The 21,792-nt window shown below is 39.6% G+C and carries 23 protein-coding genes; 7 read left to right on the forward strand and 16 right to left on the reverse strand.

Features of this window, described 5'->3' with window-relative positions; genetic code table 11:
* Positions 1 to 78: 78 nt before the first annotated feature.
* From ACZ1GV_RS10305 to ACZ1GV_RS10370, 14 genes are all read right to left on the reverse strand, one after another.
* Positions 79 to 354 (reverse strand): hypothetical protein, encoded by a 276-nt coding sequence (locus ACZ1GV_RS10305; RefSeq protein WP_472674088.1) that lies wholly within the window; start codon positions 352 to 354, stop codon positions 79 to 81.
* Entirely contained in the window at positions 351 to 1,031 is a 681-nt protein-coding gene (locus tag ACZ1GV_RS10310; RefSeq protein ID WP_472674089.1) for an RHS repeat-associated core domain-containing protein, read from the reverse strand. The genes ACZ1GV_RS10305 and ACZ1GV_RS10310 overlap by 4 nt, the downstream gene beginning before the upstream one ends.
* Before the next feature lie 29 nt (positions 1,032 to 1,060).
* A complete protein-coding gene (locus ACZ1GV_RS10315; protein ID WP_472674090.1) occupies positions 1,061 to 2,704 on the reverse strand; it encodes a phosphoethanolamine transferase in 1,644 nt (547 codons plus the stop codon).
* A gap of 63 nt (positions 2,705 to 2,767) precedes the next feature.
* Positions 2,768 to 4,021 carry a sodium:proton antiporter NhaD gene (gene nhaD / locus ACZ1GV_RS10320; RefSeq protein ID WP_472674091.1) on the reverse strand — a complete coding sequence of 418 codons (1,254 nt, stop codon included), beginning with the start codon at positions 4,019 to 4,021 and terminating at the stop codon, positions 2,768 to 2,770.
* Between the two features lie 107 nt (positions 4,022 to 4,128).
* Positions 4,129 to 4,827 carry a hypothetical protein gene (locus ACZ1GV_RS10325; protein WP_472674092.1) on the reverse strand — a complete coding sequence of 233 codons (699 nt, stop codon included), beginning with the start codon at positions 4,825 to 4,827 and terminating at the stop codon, positions 4,129 to 4,131.
* Entirely contained in the window at positions 4,824 to 5,558 is a 735-nt protein-coding gene (locus tag ACZ1GV_RS10330; protein ID WP_472674093.1) for a hypothetical protein, read from the reverse strand. The genes ACZ1GV_RS10325 and ACZ1GV_RS10330 overlap by 4 nt, the downstream gene beginning before the upstream one ends.
* Complete coding sequence (locus tag ACZ1GV_RS10335) at positions 5,551 to 5,970, reverse strand: cupredoxin domain-containing protein (protein WP_472674094.1); 420 nt, start codon at positions 5,968 to 5,970, stop codon at positions 5,551 to 5,553. The genes ACZ1GV_RS10330 and ACZ1GV_RS10335 overlap by 8 nt, the downstream gene beginning before the upstream one ends.
* Position 5,971: 1 nt before the next feature.
* A complete protein-coding gene (locus ACZ1GV_RS10340) occupies positions 5,972 to 7,339 on the reverse strand; it encodes an ATP-binding protein (RefSeq protein ID WP_472674096.1) in 1,368 nt (455 codons plus the stop codon).
* Complete coding sequence (locus tag ACZ1GV_RS10345; protein ID WP_472674097.1) at positions 7,340 to 7,993, reverse strand: response regulator; 654 nt, start codon at positions 7,991 to 7,993, stop codon at positions 7,340 to 7,342.
* On the reverse strand, positions 7,990 to 8,898 hold the full coding sequence (locus tag ACZ1GV_RS10350; protein ID WP_472674098.1) for an FAD:protein FMN transferase: 909 nt from the start codon (positions 8,896 to 8,898) through the stop codon (positions 7,990 to 7,992). Before ACZ1GV_RS10350 ends, ACZ1GV_RS10345 begins: the two co-directional genes overlap by 4 nt.
* A 19-nt stretch (positions 8,899 to 8,917) precedes the next feature.
* Entirely contained in the window at positions 8,918 to 10,204 is a 1,287-nt protein-coding gene (locus ACZ1GV_RS10355; protein ID WP_472674099.1) for a DUF3570 domain-containing protein, read from the reverse strand.
* Complete coding sequence (locus ACZ1GV_RS10360; protein WP_472674100.1) at positions 10,195 to 10,419, reverse strand: DUF4266 domain-containing protein; 225 nt, start codon at positions 10,417 to 10,419, stop codon at positions 10,195 to 10,197. The genes ACZ1GV_RS10355 and ACZ1GV_RS10360 overlap by 10 nt, the downstream gene beginning before the upstream one ends.
* Positions 10,420 to 10,459: 40 nt before the next feature.
* Positions 10,460 to 11,080, reverse strand: coding sequence for a TlpA family protein disulfide reductase (locus ACZ1GV_RS10365; protein WP_472674101.1), 621 nt, complete (start codon positions 11,078 to 11,080; stop codon positions 10,460 to 10,462).
* A gap of 281 nt (positions 11,081 to 11,361) precedes the next feature.
* A complete protein-coding gene (locus tag ACZ1GV_RS10370) occupies positions 11,362 to 11,619 on the reverse strand; it encodes a DUF3081 family protein (protein ID WP_210561521.1) in 258 nt (85 codons plus the stop codon).
* 664 nt (positions 11,620 to 12,283) lie between these two features.
* On the opposite strand from ACZ1GV_RS10370, the gene ACZ1GV_RS10375 reads away from it, so the two are divergent.
* From ACZ1GV_RS10375 to ACZ1GV_RS10385, 3 genes are all read left to right on the forward strand, one after another.
* Positions 12,284 to 14,194, forward strand: coding sequence for an endonuclease (locus tag ACZ1GV_RS10375; protein WP_472674102.1), 1,911 nt, complete (start codon positions 12,284 to 12,286; stop codon positions 14,192 to 14,194).
* Between the two features lie 179 nt (positions 14,195 to 14,373).
* On the forward strand, positions 14,374 to 15,348 hold the full coding sequence (locus tag ACZ1GV_RS10380; RefSeq protein ID WP_472674103.1) for a DUF3034 family protein: 975 nt from the start codon (positions 14,374 to 14,376) through the stop codon (positions 15,346 to 15,348).
* 1 nt (position 15,349) lies between these two features.
* Complete coding sequence (locus ACZ1GV_RS10385; protein ID WP_472674104.1) at positions 15,350 to 15,763, forward strand: group I truncated hemoglobin; 414 nt, start codon at positions 15,350 to 15,352, stop codon at positions 15,761 to 15,763.
* Between the two features lie 72 nt (positions 15,764 to 15,835).
* On the opposite strand, the gene ACZ1GV_RS10390 is transcribed toward ACZ1GV_RS10385, so the two are convergent.
* Positions 15,836 to 16,120, reverse strand: coding sequence for a peptidylprolyl isomerase (locus tag ACZ1GV_RS10390; protein ID WP_472674105.1), 285 nt, complete (start codon positions 16,118 to 16,120; stop codon positions 15,836 to 15,838).
* Between the two features lie 238 nt (positions 16,121 to 16,358).
* On the opposite strand from ACZ1GV_RS10390, the gene ACZ1GV_RS10395 reads away from it, so the two are divergent.
* Positions 16,359 to 17,672, forward strand: a complete 1,314-nt coding sequence (locus ACZ1GV_RS10395; RefSeq protein ID WP_472674106.1) for a winged helix-turn-helix domain-containing protein — start codon at positions 16,359 to 16,361, stop codon at positions 17,670 to 17,672.
* Here the strand turns inward: ACZ1GV_RS10395 and fldB are convergent.
* Complete coding sequence (fldB, locus tag ACZ1GV_RS10400; RefSeq protein WP_472674107.1) at positions 17,667 to 18,191, reverse strand: flavodoxin FldB; 525 nt, start codon at positions 18,189 to 18,191, stop codon at positions 17,667 to 17,669. The two genes, ACZ1GV_RS10395 and fldB, sit on opposite strands and share 6 nt — an antisense overlap.
* A gap of 108 nt (positions 18,192 to 18,299) precedes the next feature.
* Here fldB and xerD point away from each other — a divergent pair, with 108 nt between their 5' ends.
* The 3 genes from xerD to recJ all read left to right on the forward strand — a co-directional run bounded on the left by xerD (position 18,300) and on the right by recJ (position 21,784).
* A complete protein-coding gene (xerD, locus tag ACZ1GV_RS10405) occupies positions 18,300 to 19,196 on the forward strand; it encodes a site-specific tyrosine recombinase XerD (protein WP_472674108.1) in 897 nt (298 codons plus the stop codon).
* A gap of 105 nt (positions 19,197 to 19,301) precedes the next feature.
* Positions 19,302 to 20,024 (forward strand): bifunctional protein-disulfide isomerase/oxidoreductase DsbC, encoded by a 723-nt coding sequence (gene dsbC / locus ACZ1GV_RS10410; protein WP_472674109.1) that lies wholly within the window; start codon positions 19,302 to 19,304, stop codon positions 20,022 to 20,024.
* 5 nt (positions 20,025 to 20,029) lie between these two features.
* Complete coding sequence (gene recJ, locus ACZ1GV_RS10415) at positions 20,030 to 21,784, forward strand: single-stranded-DNA-specific exonuclease RecJ (protein WP_472674110.1); 1,755 nt, start codon at positions 20,030 to 20,032, stop codon at positions 21,782 to 21,784.
* Positions 21,785 to 21,792 lie beyond the last annotated feature (8 nt).

Below are 21,792 nucleotides of genomic sequence, written 5' to 3' on the forward strand. Positions count from 1 at the left end.
AGTATAGTCGAAATTTGTTCAGGCACAAAAAAAGCTCAGTGTGAAACTGAGCTTTAGGCATACTAAACAAGATACTAGCTATACTCTCGCCACTTTAAATATATAGCCCGTTAAGATCCATATTGGGGCATAAATAAATAGGCCTAACAAAATAATGCTGAACAAATAAACTAGTCCCCAACCTAAGCCTACTTCGGCAATTTTTGTGTTCATTGAGAAGCCAATCAGGGTTAGAACCTTTGAAACTGCCCAATTGAATATAACTGCAAATACAAATGCCATAACCACATGTATTGCAATTCGTATATTTTTGTTTCTTTGGTTCTTGGCTGAGTTTGGGTTAATGCTTATCATTGTTGCTCTCTAAGTTTATCTTCAGCTAGTTTTGTACCACCAACACTACCAGCTCCATATGCAGTTCCATGAACAGCCTCTGTCGCAGCTTTATTTGATGATGACGAACTCAAAGACTTAGAGCCTTCTAATATCCTTTGAGAAGAAGATTCTGTCATATTGTGGCCTGCTTGTGTCGCGGTATTGTTGCTTAAGCCCCTGCTTGGATTTAATAATTTAGAAGCACCTTTGGCATATGCGCCACCAATCAATCCAGTGCCCCCCGCCACAGCAAGTTTTGTTCCATCAAGCTCACCAGTGGCTAACTGATTGATGGCCTCACCGCCCATATTAGCAGCTCCTCCCATAGCCATTGTTCCCATCACTCCCATTCCTGGAATTGAAGTGGCAAAACCTACAGCCATTCCTACGCCAGTAGCTCTAGCTACGGAACCAAAATCAGCATTAGGGTTGTTGATCATTTCTGAAACGCCCCCAATGATACCTCCAGCTACGGTGGCAAATGCTTGGACTAAAAACTCTCCGTCAGGGTCTGTATATTTATATGGGTTATTATTTACATATAAGTATCGGTTAAACGACATTACAGGGTTATCAGGACTCCATCCAACAGGATCATTCGAGTAGAAACGACCTATGACTGGATCATAGTATCGTGCCTGCATATAAATTAACACTAGCCAACACTTTGATATGCATGACTAAATCATCTCGCAACCAACTGAGCTCTCCTTGCGCAAGAAGAAAAAACATCATGGTTTTGTTGATAAATTTTTGATTTCACTTTCACTAACCCTAACAGACTATCAAACAGTTCGTCATGGCTTAGTCGTTTATTTTCTAAAGCTTTTATGCACGTTTGTTCGGGTTGTTCGAGACCTTGAGAATTCCAATATATCATTGGAATATGTGTTTGGTCTTCCGGTGCTAGTGCGTAGGGAAAACCGTGTAAGTAAACACCATTTTCTCCCAAAGACTCACCATGGTCAGAAACATACAGTAGCTGTGTGTTCGTATCACTTTGATTTGAGATGCTATTTAGTCGGTTAATTAACAAAGAAAGTACATAGTCCGTATAACGGATTGTATTGTCGTAGGTGTTTAATAGCTCCTCTTTAGTACAGTTTTGAATATCGCTACGGTTACAATGTGGTAAAAAGACCGCATGGTTAGCTGGATAACGCTTATAATAAGTTGGCCCATGTGATCCAATCATATGAAGAACAATAAGCTTATTGTCAGAGTGCATCTGAGAAATGATCGAGTCTAAATAATCAATCATTATTTCATCGTAGCAATATTCGCCATCACATAAATCTGAGTTCTGAGTAGGATCGACCTTTATAGATGTAATGCGTTCACATACTCCTTTGCAACTACTGTTATTATCAAGCCAAGTTACCGATAGACCCGCGGCTTTTACTACATCCAAAACGTTCTGCTGATTTGCTGCAATGCGTTTGTCGTAATTATCATGATTTAATCGTGAAAACATGCAAGGTACCGAAATGGCAGTCGCGGTTCCACAAGAAGTAACCGCCTTAAATGATGTAACATTTAACTTGCTGGTAAAATCATTAGTTGGCTTTTTATAACCATTTAGCGAAAAGTTTTGAGCTCGCGCCGTTTCACCCACAACTAAAATAGTGAGTTGCTTTTCATTTGTTAATAGTTGTGGCGAATTATCTAGCAACTTATAAGGTTCAGCCGGATATATGTATGTGTCTCTAATATATTTATAGCTAGAATCGAGTAACTTAAAGGGGATCAAATAATTAATCGCATCGTGATTATTTCGCCCCACAGCAGAAAAGTCAGAGTATTGTGGATAAACAACTCCAAGCAAGACCACAAAGGAAATTAATATTAATCCCACTCGCGATTTTACAGATCGCCAAAAACAACGAGGCTCTACTTTTACCAAATATATGAATACAAGTGGTATTATTGACACCGCAAAAACCTCAATGACAGCGGCCATATTTAAATACGTAAAAGCCTCAGCACTGTCAGTTTCAAATACGTTTTGTACCATAGAATAGTCAAAGACGATGCCATAATTGACCTGGGCAAACCAAATTAGTGATGACAGCATGACCAATAGAGAAAGCATAGGTTTCATTATTTTTGTGGGTATAAATAAAGAAAACAGTAGCGAAATTAAAGCCATTAAAAAAACAGGTAACGATAGCAAAAACAATAAATTAGAATCACTAGACGATAAGCTACCGGTAAATAGGCGAGACAAAAAGGGATAGTTAAATACTAACGTGAAGTAGCACGATACAAGCAGTAAAACTTGGTTACTCGATAAGACGAGCTTTTTTTTAATTGTTAATTCGTTAGACATAAATTGCTCCATTAAAGACAGAGCAACTATATTGCGATTTCCTTAACGGTAACTTAAGGCGATTTAGATTCCAAAGCGAACAAGTGAAAAACTAGTTACTGCATAACTTAGCCAGTAACCAATGGTATATGCTGCTAATAAATAGCCCGCCATCGACAAATAGCTAATAAAGTTCAGCTCCTTTACCTTGCTCATTGCAATGATACCCGCAGCTGAACCGATCACTAACACCGAACCACCAACGCCTGTTGCATAAGTAAGTGCCAACCAATTAGCAGTATCCATTTGTATATCGGCTTTTAACAACGCGGCTGTAAGTGGCACGTTATCGAGCACTGCAGACAATAAGCCCAGTAAATAGTTCGCAACACTTATATCAAACACTTGATAAATAGTTGTTAACTGTGTCAATACACCAACTTCTTTTAACATGCCTACAATGAGTAAAACACCTAAGAAAAACAACAAGGTATCAAACTCAATTTCTCGGACATAATTAAGAATATTTTTGTTTGTTTTTCTAACCAAATATTGTCCTATTAAAAACATACAGCTTAAACCAAACAAAAACGTTAATACTGGTGGAATTTGATATGCAGCGTTTAAATATAATGTGCTAAATATAGTGACGATAAATACACCGGCAATTATCTTGTCTTTTCCTTCGATAGGTTCATGCTTTCCTTCAAAGGTTAGCTGACCTCCCATATTTCGTGATAATAATGCGGCTAAAATTAACACTGCTGTTAGCGACGGTAGAACAAGAAGTAGTAGGTTGGCAATGCTAACCTTGCCATCTAAAAAGATCATCAAGGTGGTGACATCGCCTGTTATTAAAGAAACACCGCCACTATTAACCGCAAATATGATTAGTGTTGCGTATTTTAGTCGTTGCCGCGCAGGTACTTGAAGAGAAGCAATGACGGCAACCGAAACCAAAGTAGCAGTCACGTTATCTGCAAAAGAACTAAACACGAATGCAAAAAAGCCAAGTAAGAACATGAACTTTCTTTCTGATAATTGTTTGGGTAATAAGCGCTGAACCAAGTTTGAAATAAATCCCTTGCTATTAAGATAAGCAACAAAGGTCATAGCTGACATAAGAAATAACCACAATGTCGCTATTTCTAGCAAATTCTCGTTGAGTTGTTCCGTAATGTTTGTAGCACTTGAGCCATGAAACGGAAACAAATAAACCAATATCCAACTCAATGTTCCAATAAACAATGTTGATTTAGCTTTATCAACATGAATAACCTCTTCAAAAATAACAAAAAGAAGTGCGATGATGGCAAGAAGAATAATAGCGGTAGTCATAGTTTCATCATTAAATATAGAGGCCGAATAATTGAGCGGCAGTTTAGGTTTATTGTCTTAGTTTTGCTAGCGCAAATAGTTGTTTCTACTAAATTTAAATACTATTTTTAAAATTCATATTCGAGCGAAAACCTTAGGCTATGATCTTTGATGTTATTGCTTAGCTCCGATATAAAGCCTACTTCCCATTTCAACTGCTTTTGACCATCAAGTCGGCGAACCCCCATCAAAGCAGGTCCAAGGCCAAAGTAGTTTTCGCCAACATATATTTCAATAGACGGCTGCACCTCTGGCAAATAACGATAACGATATTGTGCTCTAAATTCCGTTTCAAATTCGTCCTCTATGCCGTCGCCCCATTCGTAAATCAAAATAGCATTTAAGGTTAAACTGTTGCGGTCTATTTCCTTTTCAAAGAGTAATCCTGCGGCTAATTCTGACGATCCCACTAAGGTATTCCGTTCTATTTCAAATACCGCGCCCCAGTCAGCCCAATATTGACCTTGTTCAGTTAACATCCAGCGCACTTCAAGCTCATATGATTGAAATTGAAAGTTCCCAACCTCATCACGTTCCGCAATCAAATAAAGCTCGGCAGCTACTGTGTCACTTAGTGCTCGACCATAACCAAATCGTTGCGCTAATCGATTCTGTTCGTCTGTTTGACTAGACAAAAATCGCCACTCAAACTCTTGCTCATTGGCCAATACAAGCGGATGATAAACTTTATCTACCACTATGCCGTCAGCTATCACACTGCCCGAAGTTAAACTAACGAGCAGGATAAATATCGCTAGGCGTTTCATACCTTGTTCCTATAAAAATTAACAAAAACGACAATGGTAGTAACCACATATACAACAATAAAAAGTTGAGACGGCACCGATTCAAAACCCACTAATGCTTTTAAAATATGTCCCAATTCAGACTGTTCAGAAATAAGATGTTCAATGCTACCAAAACGATTAGAGCCGAAAGAAGTCGCGTCAATTTGATGTAAATGGTTTACTATTTTTGCAGCTTGACCTGCTACAAACATCGACATGAAGATACCAACCACGGTGGGATTAAAGCTATAAACTTCGTTTAATACAAAGCTCCACAATATGTAAAAACTAACACAAATTCCTAGCCCCATAACACTGCTTACAATAAGTGCGCTCAATGAATCGGTGGCGGACATTTCAACGGAAAAATACAACAAGAATGAGGACAATTTTAAGCCTGTAAAACAAATAATGGCTGTCCAAGTAAGTAATGACTTGTAATGTTTAGGCATTGCGGACAGCGATAACATGCTCACGACAACGATTATAATTAAAAGTATCGATATCCATTCTGGTCCAGTCCCGTCAAACCATTCAATACTTAATTCAAGTAAAGGCTTAACCGATATAGTCAATAATGTGGCAACAACCACTTTCCAAACAGAAGTTGCTTTCATTTTAAAAAAAGCTGGATAAAGGCTTTGCAAATAGGCAAAAAGAATAAAAACCGGGAGCAAGTCTCGAAGAAATATGATGACTGTTTTAATCATTTTTTATTTCTTCCTTTGATTTTGCAATGACAACGCCTTGAGCACTATCGGGATGAAATTCGCCAAAATACTCGTATCGCCCCGCTTTTAACGGCCCAATAAAGATCACTGCTTTTTTATTTGGAAATAGCACTTTTTCGCGATTTAAATCAAAGCTGTCAAACTCCTCTGCAGAATCATCTTGATTGTATATAACTAAACGAACTTTTTTCTCGGCTGGTATTATCAGCTCCGCAGGAACAAATACATGGTTTTTTAATACTAATCGGTAGTCCTCTGCGAACGTTTCAAATCCAACTAACGCGAAGCATGCAACGGCTACGCTCGTTATTTTCATAAGCAATGCTCGGCACGCTCGCTTAACAAGTGTTGGGTTGTTAATTATCAGGTTACTGTGAATACCAATCATCATGTTACTTGATACCTTGATGAGCTCTGAGTAACACGGTTACTTTTAATCCGCCAAGTGGCGAAATTGCAAACTGAAGGACTCCTTCGTGTAGCTCAACAATATGCTTCACAATCGACAGCCCCAAACCCGAGCCTTTTTGGGCTTCGGTTGGTTTTGCGCGATAAAATCTCTCCGTAAGTTTATTTAAATCTTGTTGGCTAACCCCAGCACCTGAATCCTCAAAAGAGATTGCAATAACCTTGCCCGACAAGCCTTTGATATCCGAATTAATATCCATGACCTCTGTATTTACAGAAACATAAATTGAACCATGATTTGGCGTATATTTAATTGCATTTTTTAATAAATTTTCAAACATAGTCGACAGTGCGAACGCATGCCCAACAACCATTTTTGAGTCACAATTGAGCTCTATTGTTTGATGTTTAACGCTTATTTCATTGTAGTTTTGTGCGATCACTTGTTGCAATATTTGCTCGACGTCGCAGGCAACTCTATGTTCATTAAAATTTTCTTCTGTATACCTATGTAGCGCAATAATTTGTTCGATTACATGAGCTAAACGATCCGTATTCTCTTGTAACTGCTCAATTGCTTGTTTCGACAAGGTGTTTTGATTAAAAGCCTGTAAGGCATTATGCAGATTAATGTTTAAGACACTCACTGGCGTTCTGAGCTCATGCGCGGTATTGGCCGATAGCTGACGCTCTCGAACAAAAGCTTGAGATAATCGACGTAGTAACTCATTAAGATGATTGATAACTGGGGCTAATTCTTTTGGTGCGTTGCTAATGTTAATCTGAGTTAAATCATTACTATTTTTAGAGTCTAAAGCATTTGATAACGCCACCAGCGGTTTAAGACTTTTTCTAATAAAGTAAAATATAAAAAAAGCGATAATAGGCAAAGCCACAACCAAAGGTGCAATTGCTTCAATTAAAACACTTTCAGCAGCAGCTAACCTAAGCTCATTGGCATGGGCGACAATTACAACAACCGACTTTCCGTTATCGCCAACGATATTATTTGCCGTTGAATCTATATAAATACGCCACCTTTTTCCAGCTGCGCTGACATCATCAAAGCCACTTTTCGAATTAGATAAACGTTGTTCAGGAGCATTCGCACTTTTTGCAATTAATTGGTCGCCACGCCATATTTGGAATTGTAAGGTTTGGTTTGCCGATGAAATAGAGTTAGCTTGATACGTAGATTGAGTTAACAGTAGTGAAGAATAAGCTTGCAGCTCTTTATCAAAAAAATTATCTAGCTGTTGAGCACTACTTTTGTAACCGTATAGGCCCGCAAAAAACGTCGCTAAGGTGACCGTTGCTAAAATTAATAATGTGAGTTGTCTTTGAATTGACATCTAACTTGGTCTCACAATATAACCAACCCCTCGAACCGTATTGATAAAACCATCGGGTAACTTTTTCCTTATGTTATGAACGTGAACTTCAATGGTATTACTACTCACCTCTTCACCCCATTCATACAGTTTTGTTTCTAGTTGAGATTTTGACAATATACGACCTGCATTTTCCATAAGCGCTTTGGCAATCATATATTCACGCCTAGACAAAGATACAACATTAGACTCAACCGTTACCTTATGATCATGAAGGTCTAATTCCACATTCGCAATTTCAATGGTATTACTCGACATAGAATTAATACGCCGGCCTAGTACTCTCACTCGGGCAAGTAACTCCTCCATCTCGAACGGTTTAGCTAAGTAATCATCGGCGCCTAAATCAAGGCCAGACACTTTATTCTCGATACCATCACGCGCCGTTAAAATTAGCACGGGTTTGTTGGAGTCTTTTCGCCTAATTTCTCTTAAAACCTGCAAGCCATCCATATCCGGAAGCCCCAAGTCTAAAATAACAAGATCACAGTCGGCAAATGCCAGCACAGCATGTTTACCAGACTCAACCCAATCAACTGCATAACCTTCATGTTGAAATGACTGCTTTAAGCCATTCCCCAACGGAACATCATCTTCTACTAGTAATAATCTCATTCGTATATCCAGTGAGTTAATGCGTTTTCTGTTAAAAACTCTTTTGCCTTTTCACCACAAGTCATTGCGATAGTACACATCATTCCTGCTTGAATACAGGTTGCAGCGGCTACTGTAATCGAGCGAGGTGCGTTTTCAATCGGCCAGCCCGTTTTTGGATTTAAAATATGAGTATAACGCTTACCGTTTTTAAGAAGGAACCTATTAGCATCACCACTCGTCGCTAATCCACCTTTTTCAATGGATAAGATTTTTTGCTCGGTATTGGATAGACCTTTTAAATCTATTGCTACTACCCAGGCTTTTCCATTTAATCTAGGACTTGAAGCAAATATATCGCCACCAAAGTTGACTAAAAACGGAACCTGACGCTGCTGCGCCGTTAGTCGCTGAATGAGACCTTGTGCAACACAATCAACAGCATATTCCTTTCCTATCCCACCGAAATCTAGCTCCATTCCAGCCGGCAAAACTATCTGGCCTTGCGTGAATTTTACTTCGGGCCAGCCAATAAAATGAAGCAACTCAGATACTTTTTCACTTGGAGGGATATGCGTGCCACCATCAAACTTCCAGACTTTTCGTAACACACCCGATGTTACATCAAACAAGCCCTCGCTCGCTTGGTAACATGCATCTGCAAACATTAACAGTCTCGCCGTTTCAAGGTCTATCGCAACTGCATTTCCATTACTAGTATTTATTTGGTGCATCACATTATTTGTTTGATAACGAGAGTATTTATCCTCTATTCGCCATGTTTCTTGAGTTAACCAACTGGCTAATTGCGATACAAGCTTTTCATCTTTACTATCAAACAAAACCTCACACGGACTTGCCATCGAAAAAAAGGACACCGCAATACAGTCTAAGCGATGCTCAATGTTAAGTGTCCTTTTATTCATAGTGTATTAACTGTCTTATTTAAAAAGAGTAATTGACTTGTAACACAACCGCTTGCACTTTTTCAAACATTGGGAGACTGTCCAACTCTGGAGGAAGCTCTACACCTGGATTATTTGGTGTTTGTTGAAAAAATTCTAACCGGAATGACATTTCATCGCCATTGTCTAAAGGAAAGCCATATTTTAATCCAACCGTTATTCCGTCTAAGTCACCAACCCTATAATCTGCGCTCACATAGTCAGGTAATGCTTGCGAGTCGTAGATAAATGGCTGATAAAAATCGGCGGCTTCTTGCTGATAATAACGAACATGCGGTTCTATATAGCCGGTGCTAACTGGCAGACGATAACGAACATCAAACGTGTTTGAGCTAATACCCCAGTCATCCCACATATATCGATATGAGAAGTCTAATATTGAGTCTTCAAAATGATACTTAGTTTGTGCAAATAAACTTTGTTTGGTGCGCTGATCCGGTCTCGACTCATATAAATTTTGCTGAACAATCCCGGTATCATCTACTTGGCTCACTAACTTGTATGGATCATTTTGATAGCCGTCAACCGCAGAATACGAATAGTTTAATTGCACTAACATTCTTCGATTAATTACCTGAGTGAGACCAAATAACAAATCTACGGTGTCTTTAGTTTCTTCATCACCTAGCGCATTTAAGCGATAACTCTGTTCTTCCATGTAACTTTGGGCAGATGGCAATATCGGAGTTAATGGATTTGACACGCCACCAACAGGGTTTAGCACATCGTGAGCAAAGGAAAAACCTGCCGACAGCGTCGTGTTTTTGTTATAAAAATCCCTAGCTAAACTGCCATTTACGCCTAACGATAGATAATCATATTCTTTCGAAAAATAACCGCCAACGCTGCCGGTATAATCGCTGCCTAATGGTTGAGTCCACTGACCATTAAATTGAACTCGAGTATCTCGGAATGTGTCATCTAGCGGAAGTTCACCCGGTTGCACTTGGTAACTACCTTTACCAGAAGGTCTGGTAAAACTTTGTACGTATGGTTGTGCTACCGCTCCGGTAGCTGACGCGCCCGTTAAGCTATCAACGGTTAGCTTTAAGTTAAGAAGCTTGGAGTCGCCATAGTCTTTAGTCGCTGACAAAATCCCCTCAACTGCCGACACTCGGTCAGTTTCGCTATACATCATTAATGCTGTATCAAACGACCAAGCTGACTCACTCACAATCGGCTCTTCCGAAGCTTGTGCGTTTGTCCCAAGCAATGCGCCAGCCGCAATAGCCAATAATTGGCTCGCGTTTTTTTTATTTAGTTGCATCCGCAACCTCCTCCCGCAAAACTGCGGCCACCACTAGAAGCTTCTTTACTAAAATAAATATGATCATCGAGCGCTGCGTCAACGGGCGCAGAATTTAATGACATTTCCTTTTTCGCGAGCAAGTCTCGCTCCCAAGGTTGCACCCCTAATGAAGCACAGCCTGTGGTAACACTAATCAGCATAATTATTGAAACGAGCTTCAGTTTATTTTTCATAAGAACTCCTCGCCTTTATTGGCGTATCGTAGTAATTAATTTAACGGTTTTGATCACCAAGTAATTGTTCAATCTCTGTTTCGTAAGTGGCTATTTTTTTCGAGAAAAAGCCTTTGTGACCTCGCACAAATTTACCGTCACGATTGATCAAAAAACTACTTGGCATACCTTGTAATTTATATTTGCTGGCCAACTCGCCGTTTGGGTCATAAATAACAGGAAATGAAGCTGGTATTTCAGTTAAAAAGCGTTGTGCCAATCCGAAGTCTTTATCAACATTTATGCTGATCACGGTAAAATTTTTATTGGCATAATCTGCTTGCACTTTATTCATCCAAGGAAATGACTTTCGACACGGAATACACCAAGACGCCCAGAAATCTAGATAAATAACCTTACCTTTATTTTCGCTCAGCATAGTTTCTAATTGCAGCTCTGCTTGTCCCGACTGTAAGTTTTTCTGAATACTTTTTTGAGTAATTTTTTGAGTAACTTTTTGAGTGTTGCTTTGAATGGTGCGCAGGCTTTCTGCTGAATCAAAAGCGCTGGAGTTTGCCGGACTCGCTAACGCTGCGTCTATTGTTAGAGTGCTAAGAACCATAATGCTTAAAGCAGTTATAGACGTCACTTTTATTGCTAAATATTTGGAAATACCAGTCATTAGGCTTTACCGTCCGTTTCATTTTAAGATGGAATATCTCTAAAGTATGGTTGAATATAGGCATGCAACCTTAACGTAACCTTAAGATAATTATTTTTGACGTGATTCTAAGAAATAGTTGACGGCTAGAATAAGGTGTCCATTTGCGAGAGGCTCGCGGCTATGGCTGGACACCTAGTTTTTTGTGAAGGTTGCTTTGATTGAACTTAGTTTTTATTGAACTTGGCTTTTATTGGACGTAGCTCACATTGAACTTAGCTATGATTGAGCCTAGCTTTGGATTAAAAGTGCTTATCAATGTATAAAATTCTTTTTTCAAATTGTTCACGGGCGGTTGCAGTAGGATAATCAAACTCGTACTTGTTATGAAAAAATAAAGTTAAGTTACACTGCACATCGCTTAAAACTACCGTGTATCCATCAAAATCAGACACTGCTTTAATTCCTTCTAGTTGATGGCCCTGATCAATTGCGTCGCCTTTCGTTCTTATTTTATCAAATACTCTCAACAACATATGAAGGTCTAAATCATTTTTCATGGTCAATCCTCGACGTAATTTTTAGTACATAACTACCATACTGTATATCGGCTATATTTGTTCAATTTTCTTAAAACTGTACTAAAAACCACAAAATATAGAATAATTTTTTATATAACTTTATTATTTAGATAATTGTTTTATTGTGTTTAACAGGTCACAATAGCGCCCGACCTTTTAATAAGACCAAACGGCTCGTTGTTGTGAACATTACTCAGTTAATTTTCAAACAATTTTATTTCAGCAAAACTTTTTTAATAAAGACCTTTGCTGACCGCCAAATTTGTTCTTTTAGGACCTCAAAGGTTAAATTCACTGAAAAGCCAGGTCTAAGTCGCTTTTGCACACGGAAAGCGGACCTGAACATATTAGACCGTCGAAGGTCTAATCCAAACGACTACACGGATGCTACCTCGGCCGCAGATATAATTATCATATCGACGCCGCCACTAGCTAGTAGTAATAAAGCACACTATTACTACGACACTAATTATTTATCAAACATCACTCTGCTTTTCCTCTCTTTTCCCCTTTCGTTTCATTGCCTTAATAATTTTGCCTTCAATGAAAAGTTAGTCATCGAGAGTTTAGTAGAGAACATCAAGAGTCAATATGCCCTGCATTTTGGCTCTTTTTTTTACCTAAAAATAAAAGAATAAAAATTATGTTTTTTAAAAAATTTAACAATAAGTCGGCATTTTTAGCCGCTTCATTGGTGGTCTCAAGTTCTGCAATCGCAGATGTTCCAACGGGTTATTACGACTCTGTAAATGTGAGTAACGCTTCTACTTTGCGTGCTTCGTTACATGAAATCATTGATGACCATACTCGCTTCCCTTATACCTCTTCGTCAACTGACACTTGGGATATATTAGAAGCAGCCGACCAAGATCCTAGTAACACGAACAATGTTATTGATATCTATAAAAATGCTAGCTACGCCAAAGCGGGTGGCGGGAATACTTTTTATAATCGTGAGCATAGTTGGCCAAAATCTTATGGTTTTCCAAAAGACGGCAGCACAAACTATGCTTATACCGACGCTCATCACCTATTTATTGCTGATAGTAGCTATAACTCAAGCCGAAGCAACAAGCCTTACGCAAACTGCGACTTAACCTGCATAGAAAAAACGACGTTAGTAAATAATGGCCGTGGTGGTGCTTCATCGGAATCGAACTGGACGGCAGGTTCAGGTAATACTGGTTCTTGGCAAACATGGGCAGGTCGTAAAGGCGACGTGGCTCGAGCGCTTATGTATTTAGCAGTAAGATATGAAGGTGGCACTCACGGTGTTACTGGTGTCAGCGAGCCTGATTTAATTTTAACCGACGACCGTACTTTAATTGGTAACTCTAACCAAGGCGTAAACTTGGACGTGGCGTACATGGGTCTTAAGTCAGTATTGCTACAGTGGCATTATGACGATCCTGTTGATGCATACGAGCAGCGTCATAACGACGCCGTTTATAGCTTTCAAGGCAACAGAAACCCATTTGTAGACCGTCCGGAATACGTAAAATGTGTGTTTGAAGCAATATGTTCTGGCATAGGTGGTGGTTCAGGTACTGGTGGCACCGGCGGTACTACTCCGGCGGTGAGCAGTGTGTGGATTAATGAATTTCATTATGACAACGTAAGTAGCGACATTAATGAGTTTGTCGAAGTTGCTGGTACAGCTGGAACAAACTTATCTGGTTGGCAAATTGTTGCTTATAACGGCAGCAATGGAACTTCATATATAACCAAAAACTTATCTGGTTCTATTCCAAATCAAACAAGTGGCTTTGGAACTGTATCGTTTGCAATCAGCGGATTACAAAACGGCGGACCTGACGGCCTTGCATTAGTAAACGATAAAGGTGAGCTTGTTCAGTTTTTAAGTTATGAAGGCACTTTCACAGCAACTAATGGACCAGCGGTAGGCGCAACGTCAACCGATATTAATGTGAGTGAAACAACTTCAACACCTGTTGGATACTCACTTCAGTTAACGGGCACTGGCTCAAGTTATAGCGATTTTACTTGGTCAAACGTAATGGCTGATACTTCTGGCAATACAAATACCAATCAGACCTTTATAGGCACAACACAAGCTCAGCCATGGATCAATGAGTTCCATTATGACAATGGCGGCACCGATAAAAATGAATTTATCGAAGTTGCAGGCGTTGCTGGCACCGACCTTTCTGGCTGGAAAATAGAAGCTGTCAACGGCGGCAATGGTCAAGTTTATAAAACCATTAGTTTATCAGGCACAATTGATAATGAGCGCAATGGATTTGGTGCGTTAGGCTTTACCGCATCTGGATTACAAAATGGTCCTGACGGTTTAGTATTAATTAACGACGCCGGTGAAGTGGTTCAATTTATTAGCTACGAAGGTACGATTCAGGCTTCTAATGGTGCCGCTGCTGGCACAAGTTCTGATGATACCGGTGTCTCTGAAAATTCAGGCACCGCAAGTAACTATTCAGTGCAATTAAAAGGTTCTGGTTCACAATATAGTGATTTTAACTGGAGCAGCCCAAGTCGAGCTAGCAGAGGCTCGTTAAACAGTGGCCAATCCTTTTAAATAGATAAATATAAGTTTATAACTTATTTTCGTTAACAATTATCTATTAAGGTACAATTGTTGGCATTAAGTCTCGTAAAGCCTACTGCTTACCTCAGTGGGCTTTTTTATTGCCAAATATTGCAACACAATAAGAATCAAGTATTGTTAATAACAATGATTTAAAACAAGGTTCTCTTATGACTACACAACGCAATCGCGGTTTGTATGCGTTCGCTTTCAGCTCTATTTTATTATCTTTTCCCGCACTTTCAGACACCGGCAGTAAACTCATTGCGACCGGCGGTATTACAAGCTTTGAAGGTTCAGCTGGAGGTGGTTTAACGCCATGGGCACTTATCTCTGGTTACGCAAGTCAAGATGAAGTCGCCGCTACGGCCAATTTACAAAACCTTTCAACCGGTGAGTACCAACTTAACAGTTTCGGTGTTTCTATTGGCGCGTTCGATACATTTGAAGTTAGTCTTCAAAAACAGAGTCTTGATGTATCATCTGGCGTAGTAACTAATGTTTTTAATGCATTAACTGGCGGACCTACACCAGCACTAATCGCACCTAGCACACAAATAGAACAAACTGTCGTTGGCCTAAAATATAAAGTTTTTGGTGATGCCGTGTTCTCCGAAAGCACCTATCTTCCGCAAGTCGCAATTGGGCTTCAATATAAAAAAAATAGCAGCTTTGATAACTCTCTGAGCTTATTTAATGCCGCAGTACCAGTGCCTAACACTGGTGTTCCTGCACTGCTGGGCGCAAAAGATGATAGTGGTACCGACATCTACGTTAGCGCCACTAAGGTTTGGTTGGGAGCTGCAAACGGCAATAATTTGCTGTTTAACGCGACGGCCCGTTATACCAAAGCAAATACCTTTGGCTTATTAGGATTTGGCTCAGCGACTGATGATGACTATGCGTTAGAGTGGGCGGCTAGTTTAGCTATGTTCACTGGCACAAATACGATTATTGGTGCTGAAGTCCGTCAGCAAACGGATCGATTAGGCGGCCTTGCAAAAGCGGACACGGCAACCGACTTTTTCATTACCTACCTTCCGTCAAAAACGTGGTCAGTTACCGGTGCGATAGTGGATTTAGGTAATCTGCCTTTTCAAACGAGCTCTACCGGTTTTTACTTAAGCATTACGGCGAATTTATAATATGAAATATTTAATTTTAGTTTTTTTCTGTCTATCCGTAACAGCATGTTCAAGTCCATCCAAGTCGCTTTATCAGGATATTGGAGGCAAAGAAACGCTTTCGAATATCTTTGGTTTAGCCATTACTCGTATCTACAACGATCCTAAAATAGGCCACTATTTTAAAGAGGTACCTAAAAGGCACTTGAGAATGCAACTCACTAATCAAGTTTGTGAACTTATTGGGGGTCCTTGTAAGTATGATGGTGAAAAAATGACTACCTCACACAAAGGCTTAAACATAACCGATGCTGAGTTTTTTCTGCTTGTAGAATATGTGCAGGGGGCGATGCGTGACATTGGCCTAACAGCGCAACAAGAGAACCTAATTTTACAAAAATTAGCACCTTTAAAGTCACAGATCGTTTACCGTTAGCAATCTCGGTTAACGACAGTGTATTAGTATCTGTCGTTAACCATTTATAAATATACTGGCAGCGTTGCTCGCTTAACTTCTATAAACTGTTTTGATGAGGTGATAGCCAAATTTGGTCTTTACAGGCCCATGCACTTCTAAAATCGGCTTTTTAAACACAACATCATCAAATTGTTTCACCATATCGCCTTGAGAAAACTCTCCCAAATCACCACCTTTTTTACGGCTCGGACATAGAGAGTTTTGTTTCGCTAACTGTTGAAAGTTTGCACCTTTTTTTAATTTTTCTTTTAGAGCAGAGGCTTCTTTTTCAGTTTTTACCAGAATGTGGTAGGCAGATGCTGTTTTTTTCGCCATTTGATAACGTCCTAATATTATTTAGAGTCTATTGTGTAAGGATAAATGACTTAAACTTAAAATACTAAATTTAACGTAGTGACAAATCGTTTTAGATTAGTTTAAAATTACCGATTATAGGTCATTATCATCTGGCGAATTATTCATATGGAGATAATACCTAAGGAATATCCTTAAAGAAGAACCACAAATATTTGTACTATAATTATGCAGTTTGTAATTAAGTTGAGGTCGGCCATTGAATAAACTCTACGTCACTGAAGATTGGACGTTTGATCCGTCAACATTAACGTTGAAGTATGCCACTTCATTGCCAGATGAAGCAATTGACCCTAAAACGTCGCTATTATTACAGTTTTTATTAAACAATCGAAATACCGTGGTTTCGAGAGAAGAGATTTATAACGAATTATACGGTATAGAAAATGCCCGCGCAGACGGCACGATCACTGCGTATGTTTCTAAATTAAGAAAACTCCTTGAAGCCAAAATAAATGCCAAAGGCAAATATATACGAACTATTCCAAAAGCTGGTTATCAGTTTGTCGGCAAAGTAAAAATCATCGACTGCCACAGTGCATCGCCTGAAAACCATATTGTGAGCGGTGATAAACAGGCAGATCCCACTCCTTACACTGATATTCCGCCGGGTCCGAAGTATGAAGGTGTAAACGCGGCTCGCTTTTCTATCAAACAAATGGCGTTCATATTTTTAATATTAGTCGTTTCTACTGCCTGGCTGTCCTCCAGATATATCGAAAGCTCGACACAAGGTACAGATCAACTAGGACCTCACGAATGGAGTCTTATTCATCAGGATGTTACTCAAAATAATAGTGTTGCTTTATCACCGGATGGCTTGTATCTAACATTCATTATTCAGAGCAACGATCGTTATTCTCTGGTAATAAAAGATACTTTCTCACCCAATCAACGTGTAGTTTACCGTTCAGAAAACGAAGCAATTACGGCTCCTGTTTTCGCACCGTCAGGGGCAGAGGTCGCGTTTATGTTGAACAAGGATGGACAATGCCAAATAAAGACACTTGTTTTGGATGAAGGTGGTTTCCAGGTTACTGATAAATCGAAAAACATAGAAGGTTGTGGCGTTTGGAACACTCGATTAAAAATGGCTTATTTAGACAATAATACGCTTATTTATTCGCAACAAGATGATAGTGCAAAAACCCATTCCATTATGGCATTAGACTTAACTACCAATAAAAAAACACAGTTGGTAGACACACCCAGAGACGGGCGTGGTGACTACACATTCTCTGTAAATAACGATACTCAACAAGTGGCGTTATTACGCGAACAAGACAATGAAAAAACCGGAGTGTTTATTTTTAATATTAACGAAAATACCCTTTCACACATCATTACTGTTAATGCCCAGCTTCAGTCACTAGAGTGGTTAAACAGTAATAAGTTGATAGTGATGAATGGAAGAAAGTTGGAGCTAGTTGATATTTTGCAGAAAGATATTCGTCCAACTAGCCTTGTTAAATTAAAAGATGAACTCAAAAGCGAATTGTACCGCTCTTTATGAGATCTCTTCTAATAACTGCTCGCACCAAGCGTTAATACGAATATCTGACAATTCGTATTGGCCTTCGTCATCTAATGCTAGACCAACAAAGTGAGACTTATCTGCCGTTAACGCTTTTGAAGCGATAAAGTCATATTCTTCAGAGTTTGGCCAGTAACCAATAGGAGCTGCGCCACAAGCAACCACAACATCATGTAACATGCCTACTGCATCTTGAAACCATTCTGCATATCCCACTTGGTCGCCCAAACCAAATATACTTACTTGTTTGCCAGATAAATTGAGCGCTTCAACATCATCCCAATGACCTTCCCAGTCTTCTTGAAGTTCACCAAAGTCCCATGTGGATATGCCTAAGATTAACCAGTCAAAGTTTAACATGTCGGTTACAGGAACATCTTTTATATTAAATAGCTCAACAATGGGCGCATCAAACAAAGTATTTAATCGAGCTTGAATTTTTTCCGCTGCCATTTCTGTATAACAAGTTGTCGAACCATAAAATAAACCGATTTTCATTGACGCTCCCATTCGGTAAAGTAAAACTACTAGCGAAGATAATTGCCGAGGAGTTTAGCAAACTGCTTAGACTGAAAGAAGACTCACAAACGACTATATGAATGATTTATGACTGAAAACCCTAACCTTAAGCTATTCAATCAATTTTTAGATCACCTTTGGCTAGAAAAAGGGCTAAGTGACAATACCTTGTCAGCTTATCGAACCGACCTAAATCATTTTGCCGCTTTTTTAACATCGATAGATAGTAATGTTGTTGAGTGCACTGACTTAGACATTGAAGCCTTTTTAGCAAAACGTATTGAATCGGGATATAAACATCGAACAAATGCGCGTGCCCTAAGTGCAATAAAGCGTTTTTTCAAATACCTGATCGCAATACAAGCAAGAAAAAACAACCCAACGGCCTTGACGCAGGCTCCAAAGATTCAGGCATCTCTGCCTAAAGTACTATCGGAGCAAGATGTAGAAAGACTGCTTAATTGCCAAAACCTAAAAGACCCAATTGAAGTAAGAGATAGAGTTATGCTTGAACTTTTATACGCAACAGGTTTAAGGGTAACAGAGTTAGTAAGTCTTCGCTTAAGTAATATAAGTTTGCAACAAAACTTAGTGCGAGTAACTGGTAAAGGCAATAAGGAACGCTTGGTACCTATGGGAGAAACTGCCTCGGAGCTGATTTATAATTATTTAAAAACCGAACGGAATGAGTTATTAAAAGGTGTTTCGGACGTGGTTTTTCCGTCAAGGCGGGGTAATGAAATGACTCGGCAAACCTTTTGGCATAGAGTAAAGTATTACGCCAATATCTGTGGCATTAATACTCATTTATCGCCACATACATTGCGCCATGCTTTTGCAACTCATCTACTTAACCACGGTGCTGACTTGCGGGTTGTACAAATGTTACTGGGACATAGTGATTTATCAACCACACAAATATATACTCACGTTGCGAAAGCACGATTGAAATCGTTACATCAAGAACATCACCCTCGCGGATAGTGGTATTTGTGTAAAAGCGGTGAATAAACAAAAATCTCGGCTGTAGTAGGAAACTTTTGTTGGTACTATGCGGTCTTGTTAATGTAGTCATCAACAGGAATGAAAATGAAAATAATGAAACTTTCCGCAGTAGTATTAACTGCATTTAGCTTATTTGTCGGCAGTTTTGCAAGTCACGCGGAAGATGCGAAGATTAATGCGGCAATAAAATCGAAATTATTACGAATTGGCTTACAAGCAAATAAAATCGAACCTTCTCCAGTGCCGGGTTTACTGCAAATTCAAACCAACCGCGGTTTATTTTATACATCGGAAGACGGCAAGTTCTTCGTAGCTGGTCGTGTCTTTGACTTAGATGCCGGTATGGTAAATTTAACCGAAGCGGCATTAGCAGATTTAAGAATAAGTGGTGTGAATGAGTTTAAAGACTCAATGATTGTTTTTCCTGCCAAGAACGAAAAGTATAGAGTTACGGTTTTTACAGATACGACATGTGGCTACTGTAAAAAAATGCACTCGCAAATGGATCAATATAATGACTTAGGTATTACGGTTCAGTACTTAGCGTTTCCTCGTTCAGGTGCTAATAGCCAAGGGTTTAACGAAATAAAATCGGTTTGGTGCTCTGCTGATCAACAAAAAGCCATGACGTTAGCCAAAGGCGGCAGTAACGTAAGTGCCGAGAGCTGTGATGCTCCTATTATGGCTCATTACAACTTAGGCCAAGCAGCGGGTGTGACTGGTACTCCTGCAATTGTATTTGAAGATGGGTCTATGATCCCAGGTTACAAGCCACCACAAGCGCTATTACAAGACTTAGCGCGTTAACCTTTATGAGTTTAAATATTAAAAGGCGTGTTAGTGATAACGCGCCATTTTTTTCATCGTCACTTCACCCTGTTATTCAAAGCATTTATAGCGGCCGTGGTATCACATCTGCAGACCAAATCAAACGCAAAGCCGGCGAATTATTACCTGTTAATTCATTAAAAGGTATTTCCGACGCAACGCCCATTTTATTTGATGCTTTAAAACAACAATCGCATATTACAATCGTTGGTGACTTTGATGCTGATGGCGCCACCAGCACAGCTCTTATGATGCTAGGTCTTCGTAAATTAGGGTTTCAAAATGTTGCGTATAAAGTACCCAACCGTTTTGATTATGGTTACGGGTTAAGCCCAGAGCTTGCCGCGGATGTAATTTCACAAGGCACTGATATTGTTATTACTGTTGATAATGGTATTTCCTGTCTTGCCGGTGTAGACCTAGTAAAAAAAGCTGGCATTAAGGTGATTGTTACCGATCATCATTTAGCGGGTCGGGAACTTCCGAATGCTGATGCGATAATTAATCCTAATCAACCTGGTTGTGAATTTGAAAGTAAAAATTTAGCCGGTGTGGGCGTCGCTTTTTATCTGCTATTAGGCCTAAGAGCCTACATGCGCGACCAAGGTTGGTACGAAAACCACCAAATAGCAGCCCCAAACCTTGCTGAGTTTATCGATTTAGTCGCATTAGGTACTGTTGCCGATGTTGTTAAGCTTGATGAGAATAACCGCATCTTGGTTCACCAAGGTCTTGCTCGAATAAAAAGTGGTTTATGTCGCCCGGGCATTCGTGCCATGTTGGCAATGAGTAACAAAGATCTGCATAAAGTAAAATCATCAGATTTCGGTTTTGTTATCGGTCCTAGGCTTAACGCTGCCGGAAGACTTGATGATATGTCGTTTGGTATTCGATGTTTACTAACTGATGATTACGGCCAAGCCTTAAAAATGGCTGAAGATTTAAATGATCTTAACAACGAGCGAAAAGATATTGAGCAAGGCATGAGACTCGAGGCAGAAAGCGTTGTTAGTAAATTAAAAGTACTCGATGGAGCTCTGCCGAACGGTATTTCCGTTTATAAGCCTGACTGGCATCAGGGTGTAATTGGTATTGTGGCTGGACGCTTAAAAGAAAAGTATTACCGGCCCACCATTGCGTTTGCTAAAGGTGAGACTAAAACGGATAGTAGCGGCCAGATGATTACCGAATTAAAAGGCTCCGCACGGTCTATTCCAGGTATACACATTCGAGATGTGCTCGACGAAGTAAACACTCGCTACCCAAACATCATAATTAAATTTGGTGGTCACGCGATGGCTGCAGGGTTGAGCATTCGTGAAGATAATTATGACAAGTTTAATAGTGCTTTGGATGCCGTTTTACTTAATCACCTTTCTGAAGATGTACTTACACAAGTGACGTTAACAGATGGTGAGCTTCCAGCCGAGTGCTTTACAACGGATTTTAGTCAACAACTGGATTTAGCAGGCCCCTGGGGTCAAGGGTTTCCTGAGCCAACGTTTGATGGTCAGTTTGAAGTAATTAATCAGCGTTTAGTTGGCGCTAAGCATTTGAAACTTGTTTTGTGCAATGCGGCAGGGCAACTGTTTGATGCGATCCACTTTAACGCAGATCTTGAACTTTGGCCTAACCCCAATGCTCGACAAGTTCATATCGTATATCAACTTGATATCAATGAATTTAGAGGCAATACCAATCTGCAGCTATTGGTTAGGGAAATTGTTGCTGCAGATTAGCCATTACT

It is taken from the genome of Psychrosphaera sp. HA2-10 (assembly GCF_055693745.1).

Bases quoted from the DNA above. Each gene is read 5' to 3' on its own strand.
- ACZ1GV_RS10305 (WP_472674088.1), bottom strand. From the start codon at position 354: ATGATAAGCATTAACCCAAACTCAGCCAAGAACCAAAGAAACAAAAAT.
- ACZ1GV_RS10315 (WP_472674090.1), bottom strand. From the start codon at position 2,704: ATGTCTAACGAATTAACAATTAAAAAAAAGCTCGTCTTATCGAGTAAC.
- nhaD (WP_472674091.1), bottom strand. From the start codon at position 4,021: ATGACTACCGCTATTATTCTTCTTGCCATCATCGCACTTCTTTTTGTT.
- ACZ1GV_RS10325 (WP_472674092.1), bottom strand. From the start codon at position 4,827: ATGAAACGCCTAGCGATATTTATCCTGCTCGTTAGTTTAACTTCGGGC.
- ACZ1GV_RS10330 (WP_472674093.1), bottom strand. From the start codon at position 5,558: ATGATTAAAACAGTCATCATATTTCTTCGAGACTTGCTCCCGGTTTTT.
- ACZ1GV_RS10335 (WP_472674094.1), bottom strand. From the start codon at position 5,970: ATGATGATTGGTATTCACAGTAACCTGATAATTAACAACCCAACACTT.
- ACZ1GV_RS10340 (WP_472674096.1), bottom strand. From the start codon at position 7,339: ATGTCAATTCAAAGACAACTCACATTATTAATTTTAGCAACGGTCACC.
- ACZ1GV_RS10345 (WP_472674097.1), bottom strand. From the start codon at position 7,993: ATGAGATTATTACTAGTAGAAGATGATGTTCCGTTGGGGAATGGCTTA.
- ACZ1GV_RS10350 (WP_472674098.1), bottom strand. From the start codon at position 8,898: ATGAATAAAAGGACACTTAACATTGAGCATCGCTTAGACTGTATTGCG.
- ACZ1GV_RS10355 (WP_472674099.1), bottom strand. From the start codon at position 10,204: ATGCAACTAAATAAAAAAAACGCGAGCCAATTATTGGCTATTGCGGCT.
- ACZ1GV_RS10360 (WP_472674100.1), bottom strand. From the start codon at position 10,419: ATGAAAAATAAACTGAAGCTCGTTTCAATAATTATGCTGATTAGTGTT.
- ACZ1GV_RS10365 (WP_472674101.1), bottom strand. From the start codon at position 11,080: ATGACTGGTATTTCCAAATATTTAGCAATAAAAGTGACGTCTATAACT.
- ACZ1GV_RS10370 (WP_210561521.1), bottom strand. From the start codon at position 11,619: ATGAAAAATGATTTAGACCTTCATATGTTGTTGAGAGTATTTGATAAA.
- ACZ1GV_RS10375 (WP_472674102.1), top strand. From the start codon at position 12,284: ATGTTTTTTAAAAAATTTAACAATAAGTCGGCATTTTTAGCCGCTTCA.
- ACZ1GV_RS10380 (WP_472674103.1), top strand. From the start codon at position 14,374: ATGACTACACAACGCAATCGCGGTTTGTATGCGTTCGCTTTCAGCTCT.
- ACZ1GV_RS10385 (WP_472674104.1), top strand. From the start codon at position 15,350: ATGAAATATTTAATTTTAGTTTTTTTCTGTCTATCCGTAACAGCATGT.
- ACZ1GV_RS10390 (WP_472674105.1), bottom strand. From the start codon at position 16,120: ATGGCGAAAAAAACAGCATCTGCCTACCACATTCTGGTAAAAACTGAA.
- fldB (WP_472674107.1), bottom strand. From the start codon at position 18,191: ATGAAAATCGGTTTATTTTATGGTTCGACAACTTGTTATACAGAAATG.
- xerD (WP_472674108.1), top strand. From the start codon at position 18,300: ATGACTGAAAACCCTAACCTTAAGCTATTCAATCAATTTTTAGATCAC.
- dsbC (WP_472674109.1), top strand. From the start codon at position 19,302: ATGAAAATAATGAAACTTTCCGCAGTAGTATTAACTGCATTTAGCTTA.
- recJ (WP_472674110.1), top strand. From the start codon at position 20,030: ATGAGTTTAAATATTAAAAGGCGTGTTAGTGATAACGCGCCATTTTTT.